The organism is Halorubrum sp. JWXQ-INN 858, assembly GCF_009806985.1.
Classification (GTDB): Archaea; Halobacteriota; Halobacteria; order Halobacteriales; family Haloferacaceae; genus Halorubrum.
In genome coordinates, this window is the sequence record NZ_WUAX01000016.1 from 430,443 (window position 1) to 444,639 (window position 14,197).

Here is a 14,197-nt window from a genome sequence, read left to right on the forward strand (position 1 = left end):
AAGCAAGATGGTGGAAACCACTTGGAACCCACTGGGATTGCTGTGAGCTAACGATGGGTGCCTTGGATTCGATCTCTACCCACACTTACTCCAGCCACACTCCAAGCAGAGGGGGCATCCCCCAGTGAGCTGTACTCTCCCGTGCTGACATTCTGGGCAACTGATCGTGTTCGGTTCGGACATGTGCGACATGATAGAAATACGATATGTAGTAGTGTACTATCATTTTAGATACCTTTCTGGCGTGAATGAGTTCGACGTCGAGTTCGATATGAGCGGGCATGGACGTCGCGCTCGGCGTCGAAGAAGTACACCGTCGATCGCCGTCGCCGGCGTTGGAACACTCACAGAGGTGACTCTCAGGTGTCTTCAAAGAGGTGGAGTCCAAGCCACCTCTATGCTATGTCCAAACGAGTGTCGATGCTAAGCCAACTCGTTTGAGCGCCGTCGACACGACGGCAGCTACTGGTTGAAGATTCAGTGGTATAAGTACTGTCTTTCGTTAGAGACACCCCACTTTGCGAGCGTTAGTCGATCAAACAACAATAAAGTGCCTCAGAAACATACAGATGAATGGACACCCACCACTTTGAGAATGTTAGTCCTTCCAGTCACACCGTGTGCTTCACCCAAAATGAAACACCACCGCTTCCGCAACTTCTGCAACTCCGGTTACTTATAAATAATCGAACCCCTGATTTTCGCATAAATATCGCATGACGAAAGCGAGATACCGTCTTTTTTGCTACTTAAAATAGCTGGTATCGCACGTGGTGGCTGTTGGAGGCACCCCACAGCGGTGGGTACGACGTGGATAGGTGGCGTTCGAGGAGGCCGTCGACGTCGTGCTCAAACGCCACAGTGCGATTAACCAACGTGTGGGTGGAGACGCATACAGTGTTGATTAGGGATGATTGGTGGACGCGCCCAACACACCTGTGTCAACTGACGTCCGTCCCCACCCGGTGCTCGATCTGTCCCAAGTCGTCGACGTCGAGAGTCGGTTGACACGCAGCTGCAACTCCCCGCACTCAGTTGTGCTGAGGAGCCCGGTTTGTCGACGTCGAACCTAGGGGTGGTGGTGTCGAAGCTGGGATCAGTAAGTTGCAACGAGGGCTTAGTTGCGTCATCTCAAAATTGTTATTGTTTTCGCTTTCGTTATTAACTCTGGGATGGCCAGTCCGAGCCACACTACTCAGCCCCTCGATCTCAGATTCACTTAAATGCTCAATTCGCGTCCGAATCAGGCTCAACGTGGACATTGATTCGAGGCTCACTGATTTCCTCCTCGGACTCTCGATATCGATGAGTGATGTCTGTCACGATGTATGTCCCGGCCTCAGTCACGATCTTCTCGCCGAAAATCGGCAGCGGAGTCTCGCTGCGGAGATTGAGTTGTTCGATCTCCTCGCCATCCGCAATCAGAACGATTCGTGCGCGTAGCATTATTTGGGTAGTAGCCAGATTACCACATAAATATATTCGAACCGTTTTAGACTACAAATAAGTGTGCCATAGCCTATACGACTCAGTCTGCCCCACTACGTCTTAGAGGACAAGCAGATCAACACGTCCATCGGCACCTGGCACTGACTCTGTCCCGACACATCCCACTGCGAGTCCTTACTGGGGGCCGTGCGTGTCCCCACTGTCGACACACTCATCGACACTAAGGATGGATTTGACGCGACGGACGATGAGTTTGCGCCCAACCTCGTCAAACAGGATCCCAATCGCGATACCGAGGAGAATCTCATCAGTAGCAATAGTAGAAAACATAGTGCGACATTGCCAACTACTACGCGTACGGGTGTGCGGGAGAGTACGTACGCACCTCACCGTCAAAACATATCGGAGGTGATTAGCTAGCGTTATACCCGGACGTGTTGACACTCACAAAGAGTCTATCTATGGTTCGAACCCAATCTCCTTCATCACACCTAATTTTTTAATCGACTCATCGATCTGATTGCCCACACTCAGTACTTCCTGGGCAGTCTGTTCGTAGTCTCGGGGGCCAAAGTTGGATTCATAAGGATACAGAAGGCCAGAGACAGTTACACCGTTCCAAATCTCTGTCTCTGACTCCTCTGGGTGTTGCTCAGCCTTAGTACCGATCCGGCAGTCCGTATGAGTTGCTAACGCGCGAATATCTGTTTCAATTTTCTGTGCTTCTTCTTCGCCTACATCTTGTATCCGATGGAGTGCGACGGTTCTATACAGATCTTCGTCAGAGATTCTCGTTTCGTCGACATTATATTGCTCCATGTGCTCTGTGAGCAGCTTATTATTCTCCTCGTACGCCTGCGAAACCGCTTGAGTAAGTAGAAACTGGTATGTGAGGACAAAGTATCGATCGTTGGGGTGCACATGGAAATTCAACGTAGTGCCGTCACGCAGTATCCAAAAATGAACACCCTCCTCAATTTCCCGCTGTGAGTGGATAAAGTCCTCCGCACTTAGGACATAAGAGAGAACCTGTCCTATCGCATCGTAGTATTCGTCAGCTGCCATGATTTTCTGTTGACAGTAGGAATATATAATATTTGTTGATAATCTCTCCAGTGTGTATTTAGTGATTCAGTGCCTTCGATTGACTGATTAGCTAGCGTTATTTGCACCCCATTTATTACCCGCCCCGACTACTGATATCACGAAGAGGGCTCAGAGTTCGTGGCGAAATTTGAGCACGGTGCAGGCGACGTCGCAATGAGTGCGCAGTCAACTGATCAGCAGGACGGATCGAGCGGATTAAACACAGTCGGAGAGGTTGCGGGCGACGTAGTCGAGGAAGGCAGCTTCCACGTCCCCGAATCGATCGTCGACAACGAAGTCTGGGTAACTTACACGAACACCGACGATGGGCGACGAGTCCCCTGCTCGGGAATAAGTGCAAAGCCTCGGTACATCAACGCCCACGATCCGGAGCCGAAGCACCTCGTCACCTTTGAGCAAGCACTGGCGAGTGTTGAGGAGAGTCGTCACCAGCTCCCCCGCGATGATGCGCTGGATGGCACCATGCTGATCCTCGGTGCGATGGACGGACTGAGCTGCATCGATCTCGACGACGTCATCGGTGACGATGGGAAGTTGGACGAGCTCGCATCCGACATCCTCGACGACTTGGACTCGACGTACGCTGAGGTGAGCCCCTCAGGCGACGGTGTGCACCTGCTTATTCGCGATTTGGAAGGCCTCGACGAGAAGTACACTATCAAGGGCCAAATCGAGACGTACAGTAACCGCGGTGTCAGCTTCTCTGGACGACATATCCAGTCGACGTCGACTGAGATCGCTGAGATAGACGGGATGATGCAAGCGTATCAGCACACCCATAACTCGCGCCGGGACGCGGACTCTGTCAAGGACACCAGCGACTCAGACGACGATATCGACTACGAGCCAACTGGCTCGCTCGCCGACAAAACCCAGGAGCTCGTCGACGCGATGTGCGAGCACGACAACACCGCTGAAGAGCTATACGAACGTGGAGACAGTATGTCACTCGGCCAGTTCGGTGGCGACAGATCGCGGGCAGATATGTCACTCGCAAGTAAAATATATTGGTGGGCGGATGAGAGCGGGATGCTCTCACACAACGACTATGTCGAGGCCGACATCATCGCTGTGTTTATGAGCTCAGATCTTGCGCAGCGGACGAAGGTACAGACACGGCCCGACTACGTTCGGATGACAGTGCGCAAAGTGCGCTGAGTCCGGGACAAGAAACCACCAGCTGTGAGACGCGTGGGCGGGCGATGTCGCAAATGGTGAATGCATTTGGCAAAAAAGTCGGAGCAGGCTGTAAACTAACGGATCACACGCTGATGCTCGAATTCGTCGAGTCCGTCGACACACTGGACTCCCACCGAGATCTCCTCAAGTTTATGATCGGTGAAGGTGACTGGTACCGGCTCGCACTCCGCAACGACGTTGAGGGCGACGAGATAGCTGAGGTGAGTGCTGCAGGGCTTATCGAGCATCGCACGTTCGCTAGTGACGAGGCAACCGACTGGAGGCCAACTGGACGGGCTGAATACCTCCTTGATTCGATCCCTGAGGACGGAGAACTCGATGGCACCGAAGTGGGCGCCCTGTTCGCGATCGGGGATAGGCTGTGGGAGATTCCCGACTCAGAGCAGGAGTGGGCAGAGCGAGAGCTCAAAGTGGAGATCAGCGACAGATCCCTACGTGTGCTCCACGCTACAGGACTTGTCCAGCGACTCAGAGATGAGTCCGAGGATGATCTGCCTGAACGGTGGATGGCTACCCGCAGACTGAGTGAGCTCCAAGATCTGTTGTGGGGGTTTGCTCAGGCCTAGGAGTCAAACGCCACTTAAGAGGGACGCATCGACTACTGATTTAGTAGCGGGCGATCCCGTTCCGGCGACGTCGCAATGTCGTATATCGACAACAGCAGCGAAGCGGAGTACAGTACCTCCGAATTAACTGACAAAGAAGCAGCAGTCGAGCTGGTTGGTGTTCTTGATATCGTGTCCAACTATCGCCAGCTCCTAGAGGATCTCAGAGGCGACGGTTGGTTTCGACTTCGATTCCGCGACGACGTCTCATTCTCCGACATTTGTATCCTCAGCAGCGCGTTTCTGTTGGAACGCGACGAATCGCGAGATATGGGCGCAGTGGCCGACTGGATGGTGACTAATCGTGCCAATCGACTCCTAGACGCAGTCCCGTCGGATGTCAACGTCACGCCGGACGAGTCAGACGCGTTGTTCTCCATCGGGAAGTCGATGTTCGAGATCCCCAAATCCGGAATCGAGTGGAAGCTGCGCGATCTCGACGATGCTGAGATAGCGGATCGGAGTCTCGGAGTTTTGCGGGATGCTGATCTCCTCGAAATGACGAACGATCCACTGGGGCATCCCTCCACGTGGACGGCAACCGAGCGCCTGGACGAGATCAAACACACGCTAATCGGTGTCGTCGATGAGTGAGGCACTCATCCTCCCAGTCATCATTGCTTTAGTGGCACTCAGCACCACCCACGCCGGTGTGGCTGCGTTTGTGACGGCCTTCCTTGCGGTTGTCGTCCTCACGTCGGACTAGTTCGCTAATCACCTGATGACGGTGTCAGGCCCCTCTGTCGCAAAATGAACCTTGCAGATAGCTTTGACAATGCCAGTAACGACAGCGACGTCGACTCCGTTATCGTCCCCCTCGATGAAGACGATCGAGAGCACATTGCCGATCTCGCCAGTGCAAGACATGGCTCGTACGAGCGAGGTGAGACAACGGACGAGGTGTGGGGTGACGACGACTCCGCCGGTAAGATGGTGATCGGAGTTGCGGGCGAGTTGGTGGTGGCGGGGCTTTACGATCGAGCCGAGTACGATACCAGCGTCAGCGCCCAAGGTGATGGCGGAGTAGACTGCGAGATGGATCTTGATGGGGAGACGCGCACGGTGGATATCAAGTCGAGTACGTATGATCGGAGTGGAGCCTCGCTGATGGTGGGCAAGCACCACGTAGAGGATCGCGACATCATCCCGGATGCCTACTTGTCGTGTTATGTAGACGACTTGAGTGAGGTTATCCTCCGGGGATGGGTTACGTCCGACGAGCTCCTCACTGAGGAGAATGAGGAAACGGCGCCGGGTGGGGACTGGATAAACTTCGATATGGATGTGGACGAGCTCAAGTCCGTTCCTGAGCCCGACGGAGATCTCCTCGTCGAGGACGTGGACTACCGAGTCTCCCGAAGCTAATCGAGCGGTATATGGGCTGAGATACTTGATCCTTGGCTTTTCGACGTATCCTACATTTGGATTAGACTTAAATCACATCGCCTCAAATAGACGTGTAACTCACGAGTGTCGGTAAAACAGGAGGTGATGGCCTCCTGTCGTGGAGCTCTGAATCAGGCCCCAACAGCATCCTGATTTGGATATCGGAGCGCTAAAATCTAGCGGTTAGATCCACTGCTCCGTCCTCCGCGCGCTGGCCGTGAGTCGCACCAAATGTCCGCCGACAACGTACCGACGACGGATGCACCGCAGGCTCCCGCTGGAGCCGATAAAGACAGCGTCAGCGCCGAGGTAGCCGAGTTCCGCGAGGAGATGTCCCAGATGCGCGACGAGATAGACGATCTCCGCGCCGAAAACGAACGACTCCGCTCGGAGGTGGACGCCCTTGATACAGAGCTGAGTCAGCTCCGAGTCGACGTACGCGAAGTCGACGATGAGAGCAATATAACTCGCAACCTCGCCAATAAGGCGCACGATCGGATCCATGAGCTCGAGTCCTACCAATCGTCCGTCTCTGAGACGACGGAGCTCCAGATCGCTCTCGCAAAGTCAGCCGATGTCCTCGGGAAGGAATACCGGGTGACGGCACAACGTGCCGTCGTTATGGCCCACTTCGTCAACCAGTGTGGCGGGCCAGGAGGCGTCCGTGTCTCCGACGATAGCCTCCAGCGCCATGTCGAGCACGAGCTCGGCCAGTCACTCCGTTGGACGCAGCACAAGCGAGTTGCGGAGAAGCTGGCCGATATGGCTGGTGACTCGATTGAGTACGTTGTAGACGACGCCCATAAGCTCGTCATCCACGACGACTCCGTCCTACCTGACTGACTACCCACTTTTTGACGTCTCCCACAGTTACGCACACACCTTCTGTGGGTGAACCCACAACGTATTGTGGGCTGGATTTTGGCAATAGCGACTGTGTACTGCTCGATATCCACATACCCACGGTGAGACACACGGCTACTGTGGTGGGTGGCAAACAAGGCGTAATGGCGTGCGACTGTCGCAAACTTGTCGTGACGATGATAATGGTGCCTCTCACTCTCTCCTCGTCATCCTCGACGGACGACTATCGTCTCGTCCGCCCCCCATACAGCTTCGCTACGGCACTCTATGTTGTGTTGGTACTTCAATATGTTGTTTCTAATACGACATGATTGGGCAAACATATCGAGTAGTCGGGTGCGATCACAACGCGAGGTAGCGGACAACCACGTCAGCTGGAGTCCCACCCGTGCCTACACGTTTTTCCCAACCCACAACAGTTTCTATGGGTACTACTGTGGGTGAGTCGATAGATGCCCGCTAGGTGTAGAAATCGGGAGAAGAGCCACCCACAGTCCACTGTGGGTTTACCCACACTAGCTGTGGTTCTGAGTGTGGGGTTTTCGTCTCAGTCCAACTTGTCCAGATGTCGCTTCCGATTTTCGCGCCGTTGCTCCTCAGATCTCACATCATAGTGCTCTGACATTACTTTGGGACTCACACTCATCCGCGACGAGACGATACTCTTGTCGATCCCCGAATCGAGGAAGTGAGTTACGGCTGCTCGGCGCAAAGAGTGGGGCGATCTCGAGCTCGGACACTTGCTCGCGTGTTTGCTCGATGTCGCCTTACACTCGTCTACGACTCTGTCGTGGGGACACTCCCCAGTCACCTCACACGGGCGGGTGATCGAGTAGCAGTGCTTAGCCAGCGTCGTAGGGTGCGCACGGCCGTTTTTTGTCGAGATTAGCGGTTCCCTCCCGTACTCGTCTGTGACGTCGGGCCTGACATCGGCCACCCAGTCGTCCAGTGCCTGGCTCAGTTGGGTGTCACTCACGGTAATGTGCCTCTCACCCTCCGCCCCAAGTTTGATTCTCGTGCCTTCGTCTTCTCGATTCCGGATCGACAGATATCCCTCGTCAGAGTGCCAATCCTCGACGTCTAGCGCGTGGAGTGCTGAACGACGAAGTCCGCAGTGATACAGGGTAGCAAATATAATATGTTTGACAGACGCGTAGTGATAAGATTCTAACCACTCCAGAATCTGTGTTGCTCTCTCGTGGGAGACAGTGTCGTCACGAGATCGTTCGTCGCTCGTTACCGATTGGATGGGGACACGCTCCGCCAGTCCGTCGTCGACGAGCTCTGCCCGTTCGCACCACCGAAGCCACACTCGAAGCGTGTGGGCGTGCTGCTGTAGGGTTATCGGCGCACAATCAGGCGCATCGTCGGAGTGGCGCCAGTTTTGGTACTGTTGGATGTCGAAACCGCCGATCTCAGAGACATCGTTGATGCCGTTGCTCTGGGCCCACTCTGTGAAGATCCCGAGCCGATATTGATGGTTTGAGAGCGTGCTATTTGTCACATCGTGACGTGATTTGAGGTACTCTTCGACTGCCTCCTCGGGGGTTACTGGTGTGTCAGTCATTGTCGTAGCTGGCACACACGTCGGGATCGAAATGGTGGAAGAGGCCCGGTATTGTCTGCGTGTTTGCCAACGGCAAACCGCCAGACACGGGCGGGTTCAGCGAACCCGCGCGCCCATTCCCCGCGAGTCCATCACGGTCCGTGACGCTTCCGATTCAACGGACGGCGGCGGTCTGTTTATAAATAGACCACCAGACCCACGAGAGATTTCGTTATGATTCGTGTCGGGGGTGCTCGCCTGCTTGCGGTTCGTGCGATTCAAAACAGGCTAGTGCGATATAAATAATCGGGTATTGTGGGTTCCCGGGGCATGGAAACCAGTATATCGTTCTGTATGTATCGGACACCCGCCAACCTCTACTAATTCAACTCATGCAGGTACCCGGACGTGGTTCCTACTGTTACCGCAAAAGCGTGGTGAGTCCATATGTGGCATGTTATAGAACAAGCACGTACCTCATATCTGATCCCGTTGAGTTCAACAGATCCTTTGATATGATAATACTGTGAACTATCGAGTAGTCATGAACGAGGAGGCGGTTCGCCAATACACCAATCACGCACAGGCCACGATTGAGTCGTCTCCACAGATGGATGAAGCCAACACGAAGGCCGCCGTCCTCAGAGAGTTCCTTGATCTGCTTGGGTGGGAGATCCCATCCAACACCCAACTGGAGTACTCGGTCAAAGCCTTCGGAAAGACGTACAAGGTGGACTACGCCCTCATTCTAGACGGAACCCCTGTTGCCTTTCTCGAAGCCAAAGGAGTCGATACAGCGATCACAGAGAAGCACAGAGAGCAGTTAGAAGCCTACCTGAAGAACGAAGACGTGAATTTGGGTATCCTGACCAACGGGAAAGACTACGAATTCTATCGACGGGAAGTGATCGACACCAAGGTCCGGGTTAACACCTTGGGCAAGACAGATCTCGAAAGTATCCCAGACAGAGTCACCACGCTGAGCGCGTTTAGAAAAGACGCAATCCAGAGCAACGAGTGGGAAAAGATCCTCAATCGGATTAAGGAACTGCAAGAAGCTCGCACAACACTCGAACAAGAGAAGGACTCGTTGGCGACTGAGATGGCTGATCTGTTCTCTGAACGCGTTTCTGAGAAGATTAGCCCAAAGACCGAGTCACAGGCGAAAGAGATGATTGACCGTTTGATTGCGGATATAGAGAGTGAGATAGACAGCGACGGGGAGTCGGTCGAACGCCCTATCGCACAGGATGGGTCTCAGCCTGACCTTGGTGAAGAGACGGATAACGAAGAATCATACATGATACGGATTCTTGACGGCAAGAACGAGGTTTCTGATTTTCACGCCACCAATCAAGTTGACGCATTTACTGAGACCGTGGAGTATTTGATAAGGAGCCATGACCTTATCTCCCATCTTGAACCACTCCCATACGTCCCCGGTCGAACGCGACCGATCATTCACACCGCCACGGTTGTAGACGGGAAGGAAATGAAGCAACCGAGATCGGTGGGTGATGGCTATTACCTCGAAACGAATTTGAGTTCGACACAAAAGCAACGGGAACTCCGTCGGCTTGTACAACAGTACGAATTTTCGGTTCTATTTGAAGACGGGTGGTAGGCAGGGCCGCTATACTACAAGTAGTTCCTCTTGACAGGTAAGCAATCACCCTCCTCCTTGGTGGAGACCAGTATTTTTCAACTTATCTGGATCTGCGAATGGGTTTCGCCCAGACATGCGTTTATATCCTCTGTCTTTCTTGATCTCCTTACCAAACGAACGCGCGGGCTTTGAACTCATCCGGCAGATGGGTGGGATTCAACAGAACCTCGTTGCGGGTCTGTTGTGTGTCCGAGTGGCGGGGATTCGCGCAATAATCGCGACCAATATCATAACTAGTGTTAGCGACAGAAAGAACGATCATAACGGATACACATCTAGCGGAATCATCCGTGTTGGATACCGCTGACGTGGTGTCTTTGTCCTCTTCGACTCCACAGCGACAGCTCGCCAGTATCAACAATCTCCTACAGAAGAGCGTAGATTGGATAAGGTCTACAAGAGGGTGTCATAGAACAGTTCTCATACCAGAGAGCAGGGTGAACGCTGAGGTGGTATAAGCCCAGCGACCCTGCAGGAGAATCCTACGGTAGAGACGTTCTTCAATGTCGTGGAAACCGAGACGCTAGCGCTGTTTGAGCATCTCTCCTTCGAGTTTCTTGAAGAGTTCGACGTGTTCGCCCCGGCGGAGACGAGGCGAACACGAGACCATGAACCACCCGAGATGATGTGTGGGTTTCTGCACTGCTACTATAAGGATATCTACGGAATTCGTCCGGTTGCGCGAGAACTGAACAACACAGTCGTCTGGCTCTGTTGTGGCTTCGATCGACCGCCGTCGAGAAACGCGGTCGATCGCTTCCTCACCGATCTCGAACACGTCATCGACGAGATTTCAACCACCTCGTCGAGCAGGCCGCCTTGCGGGGCCTGCTCGACTTGACCTACTCGATTGATTCGACAGACGTGAGAGCGATGCCTGCCGATCCTGACGCATCGAAATGCTACGATCCAACGGCTGAAGAGTACTACTACGGCTACGGCTGCACGATTGTTTCGACCGGGTCGAAGATCCCGATTGCAGCGGAGTTCACCGAGAGCAAACAAGCACCAGAGGAGACGGCGATGCGCGTCACCCGTGACGCGCTCGCCGTCGCTAAACGATATGGATGCTTGGTGACAGCGCGTACGATACACTTGACTGGCACGACCCCTGCGGCCAGCAGGTGGTCGTGCCAGTCGCCCCCTACAACCCACGCAACACTGATGACCCGAAGGACATCGAGTACAGGGTCGAAGACCGCATCGAGGAACACAGCGAGGACGTTCAGATGAAGCAATCGACGCTAGACGAGACGTATCACCGCCGAACAGGCGTCGAACGAACCAACGAATCAGTCAAGGACTGCGGCCTCGGGCGAACGCACGCCCGAGGCCGCGTCCACGCACGAGCACAGGTGTTCCTCGCGCTGTGCCTTCGCCTCGTTATTGCAATCACCAACTATGAACGCGGAGACAATCCGGGAAGCACGACCATCACGGTGTGACAAGAGTTCTATGACACCCTCGATAGCTGTTATGGAGTACTTGTGTTACGTTGATGAGAATGTTGTCGACACCAACCGACCTCGTCCATTACATCGCCTGCAAGCGAGCGAAACACGGCTGCCGTCTCGCTGTCGTCCAACACGATTGGCTCGCCGATTTCGCCGGCTTCACCGATGGCGGGATCGATAGGAATGCGGCTCAGTACCGGGAGGTCAAACTCCTCGGCGAGGCGGTCGCCACCGCCCGCCGCAAAGATTTCGTGGTGATCATTGCAGGTCGGACACATGAATGAACTCATATTTTCGACGATCCCGAACACCTCGGCCTCGTGTGGCTCGAACTGTGTGATTCCTTTGCGGGCGTTGTCGAGTGCGACGTTTTGGGGAGTAGTGACAACCACCGAGCCCATGACGGGCATCTGCTGGAGCATCGTCAGCTGGGCGTCACCAGTTCCCGGCGGTAGATCGACGATCAGATAGTCGACATCACCCCACTCGACATCGTGCCAGAGGTCCCCGAGCATCTGGTCGACCACCGGACCACGCCAGGTGATGGGGTTGGCATCGTCGACCATGAAGCCGACACTCAGCACTTTGAGGCTGTGGGCTTCGACCGGTAGGATAGTGTTGGGGCCGCCGGGTTGGGCCATCTCGTCTTTGACACCGAGCATCCGGGGAATGTTCGGCCCGAAAACATCGGCATCAAAAATACCCACACTCGCGCCGCGTTCGGACATGCCGACGGCCAGATTCACCGCAACCGTGCTTTTGCCAACGCCGCCTTTCCCGGAGGAGACGGCGATCACGATCGGTGTGTCGTCGCTGACTCCGGCGGGCGTCGTATCATCGATGTCGACTGAAAGCGAGGGCTCGTAGCCAGCCGACCGGATCGCTTCCCGTACTGCATCGGTGAGATCGGTTTCGGCCGGCGAGTGTGGGGCTCCAAGGGCGAGCTCGACGTGGGCCGTCTCGCCGTCGACCTGGATTCGGCCGACCAACCCCTCTGAGACGATATCGCCCCTGACGGCATCGGAGTTGGTCCTGGAACTCTTGGTTGTAGAGTCTGCCGGCGGTGTCGGTGTCGGAACGGTGCGTAATGCGTCTGTGAGTGTGTCTGTCATGTTGGTTCTTCCGAGAGCGAGGAGTGGTAGGCAGAAAACGGTGGTGTCTCATCAGTGGCTGGCTCGTCGAATGTGACAGAGCCTTGTTCCCAAAAGGTAGCCTCGAATCCGGTGACGATCACCGTGAGTGCGGCTGCCGCCGTTTTGTGTCGCTCCGAGGTGACAAACGAGGCCCACTGTTGGTAGGTCGAAAAGCCGAACATGAATTTGACCTCAGGTGTTGAGCCTGTCGGATTGTACCGGACTTCGAACGCCGAGACACTCTGGTGGGTTATCCACTCAACACAGTGAGCTGAGACCCACTGTTGGTAGCGGTCTCGACTGGAGCTACTCAGGTCGAACTCGATTTCGTAGATGTAGCGTCGCTCCATTGGACACTCACCTCACAGTCGCTTTTGGCTGCTCTCGGTACGCGCTTGCTGTCGACCATGTCGTTCCCGAAGACGGAGCCGTCCATAATCGTCTCGCTGGCCAGTGCATACTGTGAGTGTCTCGTACAGACCCCTTTGACGTATGGCTTAACAAGTGAGTGTTTTAAATACCAGAGCCGACGCGACGTGGACAGTCGTGCAGCTGGTTACTTAAATGCCGCAATAGCAAGTTTCGATTCGACTGCGTTCAGTCGCTGTGACATGGCGGATTTCGAGATGTCGAGCTGTGCGGCAAGCTTGCCGATATCGGTCTCGCGTGGTGTCTCGTAGTAGCCCGCTACAAGCGCATTCGTCGCGGCTTCGCGCTGCTTTTCGGTCAGATCATGCAGGTCAAGCGTGACAGCGTGTTGGTAGTCGACATCCCCGGCGTCGGTCTGGGTGAGTCGTCGAAGCGAGACTGACTGGGCGACTTCGTTGAGTCCATCGATCAGTTCGGTGAGTCGCTCGCGATCTGGCAGATAGGTCTCGATTCGAATCGTGTTTTCGCCGACAGCGGTCACCTGCGGAATACAGTCGAAGTCGAGAAACGTCGGGCAGTGACACTTCGAATCGGGTTCTTTCATCGAGTGAACCACATCGACCGACTCGTCGTCGCGCGTGACTGTTGTATCAGTACGGCACTCATCACTGCTTACCTGCTGGCGGATGGTTTCGATCTCGCCGTCGAACGAATCAAGCGGGCAGGATACCGACCCATCCGGCTCGATCTCGAACTCAGCGTAGAGCCGGTGGGTCCTGGACTCAGTGGGGGAGGGTTCGGTCTCCTTGCGGTCGACCATACGGTGTTCTACATGCTATGGTGTAAATAGTTATGCCACAAAATCAAAAATAGAACCAACACTCACGTATCAGCATCAGTATGGTGGTGCTGGGTATTTGCAGCGGTGTCAGTGTTCTGCGTATCCGGGTTAGTGGTCGGCTGAGCGACACTGGCGGGCAACTGCACTGATCGCACGTCACCGTTGACAGCTGGCGGAGTAAACAACGACCACAGCCGTTGGCACCGTCGTTCGAGGTCGGGTTCGTCGAGCAGCAGTGGGTCTGATTGCTGAGTTGCTGAGGTGATTCGATCCACCACAACTCCTGCAGCAATCGACTCGGCAAGCTCCCTGATGACTGCCTGTTCGAACTCAGTACACTCGCCGTCTGCCGACAGTTTCGAGACGGCGGTCTTGACTTCACGGTCGACAATGGTTGCAGCGACGTGCTCGCTCCAGGCGAGGAGTAGTCCTGGATCCAACGTGGGCTCGCGGCTCGGTATCTGGGCAGTCTCGTCTCGCTGAACCGGCGAAGAGTTGGTCATTGTTGTGGTTTCGGTAGTCGACAGGGCAGAGTCGAGTCAGTCGGTGGTCTGGGAAGTTGTGAGAGAAACAACAG

General features: G+C 54.8%; 13 protein-coding genes and 1 pseudogene. 7 read left to right on the forward strand and 7 right to left on the reverse strand.

Features of this window, described 5'->3' with window-relative positions; genetic code table 11:
- Nucleotides 1-1,227: 1,227 nt before the first annotated feature.
- Together GRS48_RS14010 and GRS48_RS14015 are read right to left on the reverse strand one after the other, a co-directional pair.
- Nucleotides 1,228-1,446, reverse strand: a complete 219-nt coding sequence (locus GRS48_RS14010; protein WP_159487582.1) for a hypothetical protein — start codon at nucleotides 1,444-1,446, stop codon at nucleotides 1,228-1,230.
- 462 nt (nucleotides 1,447-1,908) lie between these two features.
- The gene (locus GRS48_RS14015) at nucleotides 1,909-2,514 is read right to left on the reverse strand and encodes a hypothetical protein (protein WP_159487584.1); all 606 of its coding nucleotides are present in this window, start codon (nucleotides 2,512-2,514) and stop codon (nucleotides 1,909-1,911) included.
- A 195-nt stretch (nucleotides 2,515-2,709) separates the two neighbouring features.
- Between GRS48_RS14015 and GRS48_RS14020 the strand changes: the two genes are divergently transcribed.
- The 5 genes from GRS48_RS14020 to GRS48_RS14040 all read left to right on the forward strand — a co-directional run bounded on the left by GRS48_RS14020 (nucleotide 2,710) and on the right by GRS48_RS14040 (nucleotide 6,590).
- Entirely contained in the window at nucleotides 2,710-3,714 is a 1,005-nt protein-coding gene (locus GRS48_RS14020) for a hypothetical protein (RefSeq protein WP_159487586.1), read from the forward strand.
- A gap of 113 nt (nucleotides 3,715-3,827) precedes the next feature.
- Nucleotides 3,828-4,322 (forward strand): hypothetical protein, encoded by a 495-nt coding sequence (locus GRS48_RS14025; protein WP_159487588.1) that lies wholly within the window; start codon nucleotides 3,828-3,830, stop codon nucleotides 4,320-4,322.
- 75 nt (nucleotides 4,323-4,397) lie between these two features.
- On the forward strand, nucleotides 4,398-4,955 hold the full coding sequence (locus GRS48_RS14030) for a hypothetical protein (protein ID WP_159487590.1): 558 nt from the start codon (nucleotides 4,398-4,400) through the stop codon (nucleotides 4,953-4,955).
- 156 nt (nucleotides 4,956-5,111) lie between these two features.
- Complete coding sequence (locus GRS48_RS14035; protein ID WP_159487592.1) at nucleotides 5,112-5,726, forward strand: hypothetical protein; 615 nt, start codon at nucleotides 5,112-5,114, stop codon at nucleotides 5,724-5,726.
- A gap of 252 nt (nucleotides 5,727-5,978) precedes the next feature.
- A complete protein-coding gene (locus GRS48_RS14040) occupies nucleotides 5,979-6,590 on the forward strand; it encodes a hypothetical protein (protein WP_159487594.1) in 612 nt (203 codons plus the stop codon).
- Between the two features lie 568 nt (nucleotides 6,591-7,158).
- On the opposite strand, the gene GRS48_RS14045 is transcribed toward GRS48_RS14040, so the two are convergent.
- Nucleotides 7,159-8,178 (reverse strand): tyrosine-type recombinase/integrase, encoded by a 1,020-nt coding sequence (locus GRS48_RS14045; RefSeq protein ID WP_159487604.1) that lies wholly within the window; start codon nucleotides 8,176-8,178, stop codon nucleotides 7,159-7,161.
- A gap of 523 nt (nucleotides 8,179-8,701) precedes the next feature.
- Between GRS48_RS14045 and GRS48_RS14050 the strand changes: the two genes are divergently transcribed.
- Together GRS48_RS14050 and GRS48_RS14055 are read left to right on the forward strand one after the other, a co-directional pair.
- Nucleotides 8,702-9,781, forward strand: a complete 1,080-nt coding sequence (locus tag GRS48_RS14050; RefSeq protein WP_159487606.1) for a type I restriction enzyme HsdR N-terminal domain-containing protein — start codon at nucleotides 8,702-8,704, stop codon at nucleotides 9,779-9,781.
- Nucleotides 9,782-10,277: 496 nt separating this feature from the next.
- A pseudogene (locus tag GRS48_RS14055) lies at nucleotides 10,278-11,268 on the forward strand (transposase).
- Between the two features lie 29 nt (nucleotides 11,269-11,297).
- Here GRS48_RS14055 and GRS48_RS14060 read toward each other — a convergent pair.
- The 4 genes from GRS48_RS14060 to GRS48_RS14075 all read right to left on the reverse strand — a co-directional run bounded on the left by GRS48_RS14060 (nucleotide 11,298) and on the right by GRS48_RS14075 (nucleotide 14,123).
- Complete coding sequence (locus GRS48_RS14060; protein WP_159487608.1) at nucleotides 11,298-12,389, reverse strand: Mrp/NBP35 family ATP-binding protein; 1,092 nt, start codon at nucleotides 12,387-12,389, stop codon at nucleotides 11,298-11,300.
- A complete protein-coding gene (locus tag GRS48_RS14065) occupies nucleotides 12,386-12,760 on the reverse strand; it encodes a hypothetical protein (RefSeq protein ID WP_159487610.1) in 375 nt (124 codons plus the stop codon). The genes GRS48_RS14060 and GRS48_RS14065 overlap by 4 nt, the downstream gene beginning before the upstream one ends.
- A 206-nt stretch (nucleotides 12,761-12,966) precedes the next feature.
- Complete coding sequence (locus GRS48_RS14070; protein WP_159487612.1) at nucleotides 12,967-13,599, reverse strand: helix-turn-helix domain-containing protein; 633 nt, start codon at nucleotides 13,597-13,599, stop codon at nucleotides 12,967-12,969.
- 62 nt (nucleotides 13,600-13,661) lie between these two features.
- The gene (locus tag GRS48_RS14075; RefSeq protein ID WP_159487614.1) at nucleotides 13,662-14,123 is read right to left on the reverse strand and encodes a hypothetical protein; all 462 of its coding nucleotides are present in this window, start codon (nucleotides 14,121-14,123) and stop codon (nucleotides 13,662-13,664) included.
- Nucleotides 14,124-14,197: the final 74 nt, after the last annotated feature.

What these genes read in the sequence shown, in the direction of transcription:
- GRS48_RS14010 (WP_159487582.1), bottom strand. Translation starts at nt 1,446, where the DNA reads ATGCTACGCGCACGAATCGTTCTGATTGCGGATGGCGAGGAGATCGAA.
- GRS48_RS14015 (WP_159487584.1), bottom strand. Translation starts at nt 2,514, where the DNA reads ATGGCAGCTGACGAATACTACGATGCGATAGGACAGGTTCTCTCTTAT.
- GRS48_RS14020 (WP_159487586.1), top strand. Translation starts at nt 2,710, where the DNA reads ATGAGTGCGCAGTCAACTGATCAGCAGGACGGATCGAGCGGATTAAAC.
- GRS48_RS14025 (WP_159487588.1), top strand. Translation starts at nt 3,828, where the DNA reads ATGCTCGAATTCGTCGAGTCCGTCGACACACTGGACTCCCACCGAGAT.
- GRS48_RS14030 (WP_159487590.1), top strand. Translation starts at nt 4,398, where the DNA reads ATGTCGTATATCGACAACAGCAGCGAAGCGGAGTACAGTACCTCCGAA.
- GRS48_RS14035 (WP_159487592.1), top strand. Translation starts at nt 5,112, where the DNA reads ATGAACCTTGCAGATAGCTTTGACAATGCCAGTAACGACAGCGACGTC.
- GRS48_RS14040 (WP_159487594.1), top strand. Translation starts at nt 5,979, where the DNA reads ATGTCCGCCGACAACGTACCGACGACGGATGCACCGCAGGCTCCCGCT.
- GRS48_RS14045 (WP_159487604.1), bottom strand. Translation starts at nt 8,178, where the DNA reads ATGACTGACACACCAGTAACCCCCGAGGAGGCAGTCGAAGAGTACCTC.
- GRS48_RS14050 (WP_159487606.1), top strand. Translation starts at nt 8,702, where the DNA reads ATGAACGAGGAGGCGGTTCGCCAATACACCAATCACGCACAGGCCACG.
- GRS48_RS14060 (WP_159487608.1), bottom strand. Translation starts at nt 12,389, where the DNA reads ATGACAGACACACTCACAGACGCATTACGCACCGTTCCGACACCGACA.
- GRS48_RS14065 (WP_159487610.1), bottom strand. Translation starts at nt 12,760, where the DNA reads ATGGAGCGACGCTACATCTACGAAATCGAGTTCGACCTGAGTAGCTCC.
- GRS48_RS14070 (WP_159487612.1), bottom strand. Translation starts at nt 13,599, where the DNA reads ATGGTCGACCGCAAGGAGACCGAACCCTCCCCCACTGAGTCCAGGACC.
- GRS48_RS14075 (WP_159487614.1), bottom strand. Translation starts at nt 14,123, where the DNA reads ATGACCAACTCTTCGCCGGTTCAGCGAGACGAGACTGCCCAGATACCG.